This is a genomic window from Anaeromyxobacter soli (genome assembly GCF_022808855.1).
In the GTDB taxonomy this organism is placed as follows: Bacteria; Myxococcota; Myxococcia; order Myxococcales; family Anaeromyxobacteraceae; genus Anaeromyxobacter; species Anaeromyxobacter soli.
This window is the reverse complement of record NZ_JAKZLF010000027.1, coordinates 48,017-59,841: the sequence shown is the minus strand read 5'-3', so window position 1 is coordinate 59,841 and position 11,825 is coordinate 48,017. Positions and strand designations below refer to the sequence as shown.

9 protein-coding genes and 1 pseudogene are annotated in these 11,825 nt (G+C 73.9%); 1 reads left to right on the top strand and 9 read right to left on the bottom strand.

Annotated elements, in window-relative coordinates; all coding sequences use genetic code 11:
* Positions 1-457: 457 nt before the first annotated feature.
* Positions 458-1,151, bottom strand: a pseudogene (locus MLV88_RS17340) (transposase); the annotation flags it as partial.
* 433 nt (positions 1,152-1,584) lie between these two features.
* Between MLV88_RS17340 and MLV88_RS17335 the strand changes: the two are divergent.
* The gene (locus tag MLV88_RS17335; RefSeq protein ID WP_242341357.1) at positions 1,585-1,722 is read left to right on the top strand and encodes a hypothetical protein; all 138 of its coding nucleotides are present in this window, start codon (positions 1,585-1,587) and stop codon (positions 1,720-1,722) included.
* Positions 1,723-1,812: 90 nt separating this feature from the next.
* Here the strand turns inward: MLV88_RS17335 and MLV88_RS17330 are convergent, their stop codons facing one another.
* From MLV88_RS17330 to MLV88_RS17295, 8 genes are read right to left on the bottom strand one after another with little or no spacing between them, the layout of a single operon-like run.
* On the bottom strand, positions 1,813-2,583 hold the full coding sequence (locus MLV88_RS17330) for an NADH-quinone oxidoreductase subunit B family protein (RefSeq protein ID WP_242341356.1): 771 nt from the start codon (positions 2,581-2,583) through the stop codon (positions 1,813-1,815).
* Positions 2,580-4,127 carry a hydrogenase large subunit gene (locus MLV88_RS17325; RefSeq protein WP_242341355.1) on the bottom strand — a complete coding sequence of 516 codons (1,548 nt, stop codon included), beginning with the start codon at positions 4,125-4,127 and terminating at the stop codon, positions 2,580-2,582. The genes MLV88_RS17330 and MLV88_RS17325 overlap by 4 nt, the downstream gene beginning before the upstream one ends.
* Before the next feature lie 2 nt (positions 4,128-4,129).
* Positions 4,130-5,563 (bottom strand): proton-conducting transporter transmembrane domain-containing protein, encoded by a 1,434-nt coding sequence (locus tag MLV88_RS17320; protein WP_242341354.1) that lies wholly within the window; start codon positions 5,561-5,563, stop codon positions 4,130-4,132.
* Positions 5,564-5,571: 8 nt separating this feature from the next.
* The gene (locus tag MLV88_RS17315) at positions 5,572-6,219 is read right to left on the bottom strand and encodes an NADH-quinone oxidoreductase subunit K (RefSeq protein ID WP_242341353.1); all 648 of its coding nucleotides are present in this window, start codon (positions 6,217-6,219) and stop codon (positions 5,572-5,574) included.
* Positions 6,220-6,224: 5 nt separating this feature from the next.
* Positions 6,225-7,148, bottom strand: coding sequence for a respiratory chain complex I subunit 1 family protein (locus MLV88_RS17310; protein ID WP_242341352.1), 924 nt, complete (start codon positions 7,146-7,148; stop codon positions 6,225-6,227).
* Positions 7,145-9,109 carry a proton-conducting transporter transmembrane domain-containing protein gene (locus tag MLV88_RS17305; RefSeq protein WP_243338112.1) on the bottom strand — a complete coding sequence of 655 codons (1,965 nt, stop codon included), beginning with the start codon at positions 9,107-9,109 and terminating at the stop codon, positions 7,145-7,147. The genes MLV88_RS17310 and MLV88_RS17305 overlap by 4 nt, the downstream gene beginning before the upstream one ends.
* Positions 9,106-11,112, bottom strand: a complete 2,007-nt coding sequence (locus tag MLV88_RS17300) for a proton-conducting transporter transmembrane domain-containing protein (protein WP_242341527.1) — start codon at positions 11,110-11,112, stop codon at positions 9,106-9,108. Before MLV88_RS17300 ends, MLV88_RS17305 begins: the two co-directional genes overlap by 4 nt.
* Positions 11,109-11,807 (bottom strand): PTS sugar transporter subunit IIA, encoded by a 699-nt coding sequence (locus tag MLV88_RS17295; protein WP_242341526.1) that lies wholly within the window; start codon positions 11,805-11,807, stop codon positions 11,109-11,111. The genes MLV88_RS17300 and MLV88_RS17295 overlap by 4 nt, the downstream gene beginning before the upstream one ends.
* Positions 11,808-11,825: the final 18 nt, after the last annotated feature.

The following is an 11,825-nucleotide window of genomic DNA, read 5'->3' as shown; positions in this document are numbered from 1 at the left end:
CAGCACCCCGGAAGATCGCACTGAACGGACCGATCAATGAGCGTGCAATGGAAGAAAGTCGGCCGGATTCTGAATACCGTCTCCGTCGTGTCCGCGGCTCTGGCCCTGATCTGGATGTTCCTCGAGCCAGAAGGACGACATGAGTACGCGATCGGCTCCGTTCACATCACGCGGTATGCCGTGACGCAGACCCTCTTATCAGTATCACTCGTTACCATAATGGGGCGTCTCGCACTCAACTTGCGTTCGCGCGGCAACGGAACCCGCCAGGGGTCACGTCTGTCATAGCCACGGCGGACAGCTCCAGAAGGCATCTGAGCCCTGACGGATCCCCTCATCCCCACGGTCATGGGATGGGGCCGGTTCTAGACGTTCCGCAGGGTTGAGATCATCGTGCGGGGCTCATGCGCAACCAGGCCATCCGCCCCTACCGCGTGCACGACTTCGTCTCCTCGTGGAGGCGGGCGGCCGCGAGGCCGTGGTGGACGTCGTGCGGCGTCACCAGCCCGAGCCCGCCGTGGCTGTGCTCGGTGTTGTACCAGCCGAAGAAGTCGGCGCAGTGCGCACGCCCGTCCTCGACGGCGCCGAAGCGTTCCGGGAAGTCGGGCCGGAGTTTCATCGTCTTGAACTGCGACTCGGAGAACGGGTTGTCGTTCGAGACGTGCGGCCGCGAGTGGCTCTTCGTGACGCCCAGGTCGGCGAGCATCAGCGCGACCGGGTTCGAGGTCATAGAGGTGCCACGGTCGGCGTGGACCGTGAGCTGGTCGCGCTGGATGCTTCGCGTTCACAGGTTCGCGGATGATCCGCGGGCCGAGCAGCTTCGCGATGTCCCAGCTCCAGAGCTGGTTCGGGGCGATGGCGAGCAGCTCGGGCGCCTTGTACTTCGGTTGCCGCAGTTGGTCCCGCCGCCCGCGGACCTCCGCGTTCTCAGCGAGGACGCGGTACATGGTGCGCTCCGAGCAGAGATACCGGCCCTCGTCGAGCAGCGTCGCGTAGACCTCGGCGGGCGCGAGCTCCGCAAAGCGGGGCTCGTGCAGGACGTCGAGCACGGCGCGTCGTTCCACAGCGACGAGCGCGCGGTGGCTGCTCCTCTTCGCAGGCGGCGGGCGCGGCTTGAGCGCGCGGCACCTCAAGAACCTGCGCTTCGGGATGGGGCTCACCGACACGCGCATCGGCTAACCGAGCGGCGTGACCGGATCCTCCTGGTCGGCGCCATCGCCGCTGCGCTGCTCACGCTGCTCGGTGCCGCCGGGGAGGCAGTCGGGGAAGACCGGCGGATCAAGGCGAACACCTCGAAGGAGCGGACCCACTCCCAACCAGGGGCTGTTCCACTTCGACTGCCTGCCTGGCATGCGCGCAGAGCGCGCGCGACCGCTGATGCAGACGTTCGACGAACTCGTTCGCCAGCAGGCCACGTTCGTGAAGTCTTCGGCCTCATGCGAGGGGATGGCTCAGGCACTCGTGAGCAGTCGGATGCGAGTGTCTCAGATGCGTATTCCATGATTGCCGCAGGGAGCCGTCGCGCCCGTCACGTACTTCGCAACGAAGGGTTGGTCCGGGGTCGTGGACATGGGCGCCGGTTCCTTGACCATCAAGGCCGTCGCCGCGAAGCCGGGAACGTCGCCCCAGGAGTACGACGTGAACGGCGCGTTCACCGCAACCCTGGTCGCGTATCCGAGCGGTGCCTCGACGGACACCGTCACGATCGACATCACGTTCTGAAGAGACGACGGCAGCGGCGGCGAGGCGGGCCATCATCGCGTGGCGTGGCTGCTTTTCGGGGGTGTAGCCGAGTCGCGACCTGACTCTCCCTCACCCCAGCCGCCCCAAGAGCCGCAGGAGCCCGTCCACGATCGTGATCGGGTGGGGCGGGCAGCCGGGGACGAAGAGGTCCACCGGGATCCCAGCGAGCGCCGCCTCGGCGCCGCCGCTCACCACGGGGCTCTCCCGGAACACGCCGCCCGAGATGGCGCAGGCGCCGACCGCGATGACGAGCCGCGGGGCGGGGACCGCCTCGTAGGTCTTCCGGAGCGCGAGCAGCATGTTCTCGGAGACCGGGCCGGTCACGACGATCCCGTCGGCGTGGCGGGGCGAGGCGACGAACTGCACGCCGAAGCGGCCCAGGTCGAACTGGATGTTGCCGGTCGCGTTGAGCTCGGCCTCGCAGCCGTTGCAGCCCGCGGCCGACACCTGCCGGAGCTTGAGCGAGCGGCCGAGGACGCGGCGCATCTCGCCGTCGAGCGCCGCCGCGAGCACGGGCTCGTCGCCGCGGACGACGAGCGCCTCGCGCGCGCGCGCGGCGAGCCGGTGGTCGTCCGTGAAGCGGATCGCCCCGGGCGGGCAAGCCGCGGCGCAGTCGCCGCAGAAGACGCACCGGCCGAGGTCCACCGCCATCGACGCCGTCCCCGGCGCGAGGATCGCCTCGGTCGGGCAGATCTCCGCGCACGCGGTGCACCCGTCGGTGCAGCGGGACGGATCGACGGCGGGGCGCCCCCGGAACCGCGCCGGGAACTTCGGCGGGCCGTCCGGGAACGCGACCGTCTGGCGGCCGTAGCCGAGCCTGAACTTGAGGATGTCGATCACAGGTCGTGCCCCGCGTAGGAGAGGTTGAAGCTCTTGTTGCAGAGCGGGAAGTCCGAGATCTGTCCGTCCCGGAGCGCCATCGCGAGCCCGAACCAGTTGTGGAACGAGGGGTCCTTCACCTTGTAGCGGGCGAGGCGTCCGGCCTCGTCCGTCACGGCGACGTGCGCGATCTCGCCGCGCCAGCCCTCCACCATCGAGACCACCAGCGACCCGGGCGCGAGCGGGCCGAGCGGATCGCGCGCGCCGCCCTCGGGGAGGTTCTCGAGCTGGCTCGCGACGAACGCCGCGCTCCGCTCGCCCTCGAGGAGCCGGATCCAGGCGCGCGCGAACACGTCCCCGGTGTCCGCGGTGACCACCGGGACGTGGACGAACCGGAAGATGCCGAACGCGTGGTCGCGCCGCACGTCGCGGTCCACGCCGCTCGCCCGCGCCGCCGGCCCCACGAGCCCGAGGGCCAGGGCCGTCTCGCGCGACACCGCGCCGGTGCCCTCGAGCCGGGCGCGCACCGAGGGCGACTCGAAGAAGAGCCCGGCCGCGCGGCGCGACTTCTCCCAGGCCCCGCGCACCCGCGCGGCGATCGCCTGCGCCTCCGCGGCGCCGAGGTCGTGGCGCACGCCGCCCGGGACGAGCAGGCCGCGACCGAAGCGGTTCCCGCAGAGCTCCGCGGTCGCGTTCAGGAACTCGGCCCGCAGCGCGCCGCAGTACGAGGCCGTCGGGAGGAAGCCGACGTCCCCCGCGAGCGCGCCGAGATCGCCCACGTGGTTCGCGAGCCGCTCGAGCTCGAGGGCCACGCCGCGGAGCGCCATCGCCCGGGCGGGCGGGGGCCGCCCGGCGAGCGACTCGAGCGCCTTGACGTACGCGAGCCCGTGGCCGACCGAGGTGTCGCCGGCGATCGACTCGGCGAGCGCGAGGGAGCGGCGGTCGGGGCCGCCCTGGAGCAGCGGCTCGACGCCGCGGTGCTGGTAGCCGAGCACGATCTCGAGGTGGAACACCTGCTCGCCGTGGCACTGGAAGCGGAAGTGCCCGGGCTCGATGATCCCGGCGTGCACCGGGCCGACCGCGACCTCGTGCACCTCCTCGCCCTCCACGGCGAAGAACGGGTACTCGCCCGGGATCGTCGCGCGAGGATCGCGCCGGCCGAACGCGTCGCGCACCGGGCGCAGCGGCGGCTCGAACCTGAGCGGCTTCAGCCAGGGGTGCCCCTCGGGGCGGACGCCGTACTGCTCCGCGAGCTCGCGCTCGAACCCCTGCGCAGCGGGGACCTCGGCCGAGAGCGCCGGGTAGGCGCCGTCGACCAGCGTGGAGAGGAGCGCGAGCCGACCCTCGGGATCGTCGGCGAGCACGGCCGTCAGGAGCACGCGGCCCTCGGCGGGGCGCCCGAAGAGGGCGGCGAGCCGGCCGCCGCCCGCGAGGGCCTCGAGGACGATCGCGCGGAAGCGCGAGACGGGGTGCACGGGCACGGCGCGGGCGTCCACCGCCTCGCCGTTCCAGGTCTCGAGGAGGTCGCTCGCGCGGGGGCGGACGTCGTGAATGGGTCCGGTCATGTTCAGTCCCAGCGGCCGCCGACGAGCTGCGCCGCGGCACCGAAGAGATCCCTGAGCCCCTGGGGCAGGAAGAGCCCGAGCAGGAGGACGAGCACCATGAGGGCGAAGGGCGGGGCGGCGGTGAGCCAGCTGTCGTCCGTCCCGGGCACCCGCGGCGCATCCCCCGGGTCGCCCTGCACCACCGCGAGGACGGTGGTCGCCATGCCGATGAAGATGACCGCGAGGAGCGCGAGGAAGAGCCCGCCGACCACGAAGCGGCCGGCCCCGAAGGCGCCGTTCAGGATGGCGAACTCGCTGAAGAACGGGGAGAAGGGCGGCGAGCCGGTGATGGCGAGGAACCCGGCGAGGAAGAGCGGCCCCGACACCGGGAGCCGGCGCGCGGCGCCGCGGACCTCGTCGGTGGTCTTCGCCCCGAACGCGCGGTGGATGTTGCCGGCAGAGAGGAACAGGACGCCCTTCGTGAGGCCGTTGTTCATCGAGTGGAAGAACGCGCCGCCCGCCGCGCCGCCGCCGAGGCCGATGCCGAGGGCGAGGATGCCCATGTGCTCGACGCTCGAGTACGCGAGCATCCGCTTGAAGTCGCGCTGCCCCACGACGAACACGGCGGCGAGCGCGATGGAGAGCAGGCCGAGGCCGACGAGGGCGTCGCGCGCGAACGCCTCGTCGCCCGCGGCGCGGGTCACCTGGAAGACGCGGGCGATGGAGAGGAACGCGAAGTTCGTGAGGCCGCCGGCGAGGAGGGCGCCGAGGAGCCCGGGCGCCTCGCCGTAGGCGTCGGGCTTCCAGGAGTGGAGGGGCGCGAGGCCCATCTTCGTCCCGTAGCCGACGAGGAGCAGGACGAAGGCCGCGCGCACCCACGGCCGCGACAGGGACGGCCCCGCGGCGATGAGGTCGTCGAGGAGGAGCGAGCGGGGTCCCCCGGCCCCGGCGCCGGACAGCGCGAGGAAGAACGTGCCGAGCAGCGCGAGCGCGATGCCGAGCGAGCAGATGAGGAGGTACTTCCAGGTCGCCTCGAGCGAGCGCGCGTTGTGGTTGAAGTAGATGAGCGGCGCGCTCGCCAGCGTGGTCGCCTCGATGGCGACCCACGAGAGGCCGAGGTGGTGCGAGAGCGCGACGACGGTCATCGCGGCGAGGAGGAGCAGGAGACCGCCCACGAAGATCCGGTTGTCGCGGTCGGCACGCCGGGCGAGGTAGCCCTGCGCGTAGATGGCGGCGGCGAGGAAGAGGGCGGTCACCGTGAGGAGCGTCACCTTCGCCATGGGGTCGAAGGCGAGCCACGCGCCGGCGCGGGCGGGCGGCGGCGAGGCGAACAGGGCGGCCACCCCGGCGGCGTGAAGGAGCGCGCCCGCGAGGAGCACCAGCGGCCGGCGGCGGTTCGAGGGGACGAGGAGCGCGACGGGCGCGAGCGCGAGCGGGGCGAGGATGACGAAGAGCATGGCGCGCCCTAATCCTTCAGCGCCGAGAGCTTCTCGGTGTCGAGCGAGGAGAACTCGCGGTTGATGTGGAACATGACGATGCCCATCACGAACACCGCCGCGAAGAGGTCGAGGAGGACGCCCGCCTCGACCATGACCGGCATGACGTCGGAGAGCAGCAGCCCGAAGACGTAGACCCCGTTCTCGAGGACGAGGAACCCGAGCACCTGGCTCACCGCCTTCTTGCGGGTGACGACGAGGAGGAGCCCGGTCCAGACCGTGGAGAGCGCGGTCGGCACGAGGAAGCCGTGGGCGCCGGCGTCGGGGAGCGGCAGCCGGCTCGAGAACGCGAAGGCGAGCGCGACGCCCACCGCGCCGAGCACCATCGAGGGGACGAAGCCGATGACGGGCTCCATCTCGCGGCGGATCGACGCCTCGCGGATCGCCCGGAACATCAGCCAGGGGATGAAGAACCCCTTGATGGCGAGCGCGCCGCCGGCGAGGAGGACCGCGTGGCCGAGGTTGTGAGACTCGCGGACGAGGAGGAGCGGGAGCGCCGCGAGGAGCGCGCCCTGGATCGCGACGGTGCGGATCGCGGCGCCGAGGCGGCTCGAGGCGAGCAGGAACAGGTCGATGACGACGACCAGGACGAAGACGAGATCGACGAACGAGGCCATCGCGGTCACCGGAGGAGGAGGACGAGCGCGAACACGGAGAGGACCGACGCGCCCACGAGGAGCTGCGGGACGCGCACGATGCGCAGCCGCGCCATCACGGACTCGACGACGCCGACGCCCACCGCGAAGCAGAGGACGCCCAGGAAGAACAGCGCCTCCGAGGCGAGCGCGCCGTCGCCGCGGCCGAGGACGAGGCGGGAGAGGATCGCCCCGAAGAGGAAGAGCTTCAGGGACGCGCCGTACAGGATGAAGGCGAGGTCGGGCCCGCCGTGGTCGAGCACCATCACCTCGTGGATCATCGTGAGCTCGAGGTGCGTGTTCGGGTCGTCCACCGGGATGCGCGAGTTCTCGGCGAGGGCGATGACGAACACCGCGATGGCGGCGAGGAGCAGCGCCGGGCCGGCGGAGCCCCACGCCCCCGGGAGCGCCGGGCCGAGCATGCCGGAGAGCGAGAGGGTGCCCGTCGCGCGCGCCAGCACGAGCAGGCACAGGAAGAGGGCCGGCTCGGCGAGGCTCGCGAACGTGACCTCGCGCGCGGCGCCCATCCCCTCGAACGCGGAGCCGGTGTCGAGCGCCGCGAGGGCGGTCGCGAAGCGCGCGAGGCCGAGCAGGTACGCGAACAGGACGAAGTCCCCCGCGAAGGAGAGCGCCGCGGGCGCGCCGCCCATCGAGAGGAGGAGCCCGGCCGACGCCACGGCGGCGAGCCCGACGATCGGGCCCGCGCGGAACACCCAGGTCGTGGTCCGGCTGTAGACCGCGCCCTTGCGCAGGAGCTTCGCGAGATCGAGGTAGGGCTGCAGCAGCGGAGGTCCGACGCGCCCCGCGAAGATCGACTTCGTGCGGTTCACGACGCCGAGGAGGAGAGGGGGCAGCGCGAGGAGCGCGGCGAGGTGCAGCACGGTGCGCAGGAGGAGCATGGGCGTGTTCACCAGCCGAATCCCCAGGCGAGGATCGCGAGCAGCGTCGCGAGGACGAGCAGCACCTGGAACTGGATGCGGCGCAGGAAGAGGAGGTGGGCCCGCGCGGCGAGCCACCGGAAGCCGCGCGCGGCGGGGGCGAGCGCGAGATCGAGGACCGTGTCCGGCACCTCGGTGTGGAACGCGGCGCGGGCCGGGAACGCCCCGCCGAGGCGCGGCGCGGCGCCGCGCGGGAAGATCGCCCACGAGAAGCGGCGGACGAGCAGCTCGGCGAAGGACGAGCCGGTGTACTGCGCGCGCGGGAGCGGGCCAGAGAAGGCGCAGCCCCAGGTCTCGACGTCGGGGGCGCGCGGCGCCCCGAGGCGACGGCGGAGGAGGACCAGGCCTGCCGTCGCGACGAGGAGCGCGGCCGCGGCGACGCTCACCCGCGAGGCGCCCGCGCCCGCGCGCGCCGCCGCGCCGTCGAGGAGCTCGGGCGGGAGCCGCGACCAGGCCGCCGCCGCGCGGACCAGCGCCGGGAGCGCGGCGGCCGGGGCGAGGCCGATCGCGGCGCAGGCCGCGGCGAGGATCGCCATCGGCACGAGCATCGTCCGCGGCGCCTCGTGCGCGGCGCGCGGGTGCGCGCTGCGCGGGGTGCCGAGGAACACCACCCCCACCACCTTGACGAAGCACGCCGCGGCGAGCCCGCCGACCAGCGCCAGCGCCGGCACGCCCAGCGCCGCGAAGGCGAGGAGGTCGCCCCCGCCGCGCTCCAGGGCGGAGAGGAAGCCCATGTAGACGAGCCACTCCGAGACGAACCCGTTGAGCGGCGGGAGCCCGCTGATCGCCGCCGCGCCGACGAGGAAGAGCACCGCGGTCGCGCGCATCGGGCGCGCGAGCCCGCCGAGGAGGTCGAGCTCGCGCGTGCCCGTCGCGTGCTGGACCGCGCCGGCGCCGAGGAAGAGGAGCGACTTGAACAGCGCGTGGTTCACGACGTGGAGCGTCGCGCCCCCGAGCCCGAGCACCACGAGGCCGGGCTCGCCGCGCGACCGGCCGAGCAGCGCGAGCCCGGTGCCGAGGGCGATGATCCCGATGTTCTCGACGCTGTGGTACGCGAGGAGCCGCTTGAGATCGTGCTGCGCGAGGGCGAACGCGACCCCCAGCACGGCGGAGGCGCCGCCGAGCAGGAGGAGCGCCGTCCCCCACGTCGCGGGCGGCGCGGCGAAGAGCCCCGTCACGCGCAGGAGCCCGTAGATGCCGGTCTTGATGAGCACCCCGGACATCACCGCCGAGACGTGCGACGGCGCCGCCGCGTGCGCGCCCGGCAGCCAGAAGTGGAGCGGCATGAGGCCGGCCTTCACGCCGAAGCCGAGGAGCGCGAGCGCGAAGGCGCTCGCCGCGAGCCGGCCCGCACCGGGCAGCCCCTGCATCGCCGCGAAGTCGAACGACCCCGCCGCCTGCCGCAGGAGGGCGAAGAGCGCGAAGAGCGCGAGCGTCCCGACGTGCGTGGCCGCGAGGTACACGAGCGCCGCGCGCTGCACCTCCGCGCGCTCGTGGTCCGTGTGGACGAGGAGGAAGCCGGAGAGCGCCATCACCTCCCAGCCGACGAGGAACACGACGGCGTGCCCCGCCACGACGAGGAGGACCATCCCGCCCGTGGCGAGCCCGTAGAAGAGCTGCAGCCGCACGGCGCGCGGGCCGTGCTCGGCCTGCGGGTAGTAGCCGAGCCCGTACACCGCCCCGAGCGCCGAGACCGCGCAGATGGGCAAGAGGAAGATCGCCGAGAGCGCGTCGAGGCGCAGCCCGAGCGCCGGCGCCGAGAGCTCCCCGCCGAGGAGCACCGTCCCCGCCGCCGCGACGCCGAGGGCCGCCCCCGCGCACAGCGCGGCGCACGCGAGGGCCTGGCCCGCGGCCGGCCGCGCGCGCAGCGCGGCCGCGGCGAGCCCGCTCGCGGCGGGGAGGGCGATGGCGCCGAGGACGGGGACGAGCGTCATGGGCCGCGCTGGTGGAAGAGGAGGAGCGCCGAGAGGGCGAGGACGGTGAGGACCGTGTAGAGGAGCTGCAGGTTGAGCCGCGACTGCTGGAAGTGCCGCAGCCGCCCGAACCACTCGCCCACCGCGCGGAACGCCGGCTCGAACACGCGCGCGCGGGCGGGGTCGTCCGCCTCCTGGGCGTAGCGGACGCGGCGGGGGAAGAGGCCCTCCGGCCGCGCCGGGGTCTCGACGGGGCGGAGCGCGCGCGGCGCGATCGCCGCGAGCGCGAGCTCGGAGAGCGAGGCGGCTGTGTACTGCACGCGCGCGCTCTCGGCGGAGAAGCCGCAGCCCCAGGTCTGGGCGGCGCGCACGTCGCGCCGGGCGAGCATCCGCCGCGAGGCGAGGGCGAGCGCGACGCCACAGAGGAGGAGGAGCGCGAGCCCCGCGCGGAGCGGCCCGGCGAGCGCGGAGAGCGCGGGGGCGAGCCTCGCCGCGAGCTCCGCCGCGGGGACGCGGAGCACGATCGCGGCCGCCGGGGTGAGGAGCGCGACCGCCTGGCCGGGGAAGAGCGCCACGGCGGCGTTCGCTGCGGCGAGGGCGGCGAGGGGCGCGAGGAGCAGCGGGCCGCCCTCGTGGGCGGACGCCGCCTCGGGGCTGCGCGGGCTGCCGAGCAGCGCCGCCCCGACGAGCCGGGTGAACACGATGGCAGCGAGCGCGCCGACGAGCGCGAGCACGGCGAGGGACAGGTAGGCGAGCAGGGCGGTCCCGGCGGCAGAGCCCTGCCCGCCGTCGAGGAGGCCCAGGTAGAGCAGCCACTCGGAGACGAAGCCGTTGAGCGGCGGGAGCGCCGCGAGCGCGACGGCCGCGAACACGAGCAGCCCCGCGCTCACCGGGAGGCGCCGGAGGAGGCCGCCCATCCGCTCCACGTCGCGGGTGCCCGCGCCGTGCACCACCGCGCCGGCGCCCATGAAGGCGAGCCCCTTCATCAGGGCGTGGTTCCAGACGTGGAGGAGCGCGCCGGCGACCCCGAGCGCGGCGACCGCGGGGGCCCGGCCCGCCGCGCCGACGAGGCCCACGCCGAGGCCCAACGCGATGATCCCGACGTTCTCGACCGTGGAGTAGGCCAGGATGCGCTTCAGGTCGCGCTGCCCGAGGGCGAGGAGCAGCGCGGCGACCGCGCCGAGCAGCCCGACCGCGGCGAGCGCGAGGCCGTGGGAGACGGGCGCCGGAGGCAGGAAGGTGAGCACCCGCAGGATGCCGTAGACGCCCATCTTCACGAGGACGCCCGACATGAGCGCGGAGACGTGGCTCGGCGCCGCCGGGTGGGCCTCCGGCAGCCACACGTGGAGCGGGACGAGGCCGGCCTTGGTGCCGAAGCCCACGAGGGCGAAGACGAACAGCAGCGTCGCCGGGACCGCGGAGCCGGCGCGCAGGGCCTCGAACGCCTCGAACCTCAGCGACCCGGCGGCGTGACCGAGCGTGAGGAACAGCCCGAAGAGGAACGCGGCCCCGAGGTGGGACGCGACGAGGTACGTCCGCGTCGCCATCCGCACCGCCCCCGCCTCGTGCTCGAGGCCGACGAGCAGGAACGACGAGACGGTCATCGTCTCCCACGCGACGATGAACAGGAGCGCCTGGCGGGCGGCCACGAGCACCGCCATCGAGGCGAGGAGGACGTTGAAGAAGAACAGGAACGCGCCGAGCGAGCGCCGCGCGAGGTGGGCGCGCATGTAGCCCGCCCCGAACACGGCCGCGGCGAGGCCGAGCGCGAACACCGCGACGGCGAAGACCGCGGAGAGCGGATCGAGCCCGAGCGCGATCGCGCCGTTCGGCACCGCCCAGGCGAGCTCCCAGGCGGACGGAGGCGCGCGGAGCGCGGGGAAGGCGGCGAGGAGCCCCATCGCGGAGCCCGCGGCGGCGCTCGCGCTGCCGATGGCGAGCGCGGCGGTGGGGCGAGCGGAGGCGGCGAGCGCGGCGGCGCCACCCGCCACGAGGACGACGAGCGCGGCGAGGAAGAGGCTCACCGGGCGCTCCCGGCGCGCTGCGCGGCGATGGCCGCCTCGACCCGGGAGATCTCGGGGAGCAGCTCCTCGGCGCCGGCGCGCGCCTCGAGCCTCGCGAGCACCGCGGGGTCGTGCAGCGCGGCGGCGACGACGGCGAGCAGGTGCAGGTGCACGCGGGTGGACGGGGTCACGAGGGTCACGAGCGTGTGCACGGGCTTGCCGTCGATGGCCCCGAACTCGACGGGCGTGTCGAGGTAGCAGATCGCCACCTCCGGCCGCGCGATGCGGAGGACGATGGGGTTCCGGGCGTGCGGGATCGCGATGCCGTTGCCGAGGCCGGTCGAGCCGAGCGCCTCGCGGGCCAGGAGGACGCGGTGGAGCAGCTCCCGATCGGCGGGGCGCGGGAGCGGCAGCCGCTCGACGACCTCCCGCAGGATGGCCGGCTTGTCCGTGCCGGAGAGGCCGCGGTGGACCCCGCCGGCCCGGAGCGCGTCGGCGAGGCTCGGCAGCTCCGGCGCCTCCGTCTCGAGCTCCGCGAGCAGCTCGGCGGAGATGGCCAGGTTCCGCGCGGCGGCGAACTCCAGGAGGTCGATCCGGTTCAGCCGGTACTGGTCGTTCACGCGGGTGGAGGGGAGCTCGCCGCTCTTGAGCCAGCGGTGGAGCGTCGAGTCCGAGACGCCGAGGAGGCGGGAAGCGTCGCGCGTCGTGAGCTGCATCTTCTCTTGCCGTTCCTT

Excerpts from the sequence above, each read along its gene's own strand:
- MLV88_RS17325 (WP_242341355.1), bottom strand. The coding sequence starts at position 4,127 with ATGACCGGACCCATTCACGACGTCCGCCCCCGCGCGAGCGACCTCCTC.
- MLV88_RS17320 (WP_242341354.1), bottom strand. The coding sequence starts at position 5,563 with ATGCTCTTCGTCATCCTCGCCCCGCTCGCGCTCGCGCCCGTCGCGCTC.
- MLV88_RS17315 (WP_242341353.1), bottom strand. The coding sequence starts at position 6,219 with ATGGCCTCGTTCGTCGATCTCGTCTTCGTCCTGGTCGTCGTCATCGAC.
- MLV88_RS17305 (WP_243338112.1), bottom strand. The coding sequence starts at position 9,109 with ATGACGCTCGTCCCCGTCCTCGGCGCCATCGCCCTCCCCGCCGCGAGC.
- MLV88_RS17295 (WP_242341526.1), bottom strand. The coding sequence starts at position 11,807 with ATGCAGCTCACGACGCGCGACGCTTCCCGCCTCCTCGGCGTCTCGGAC.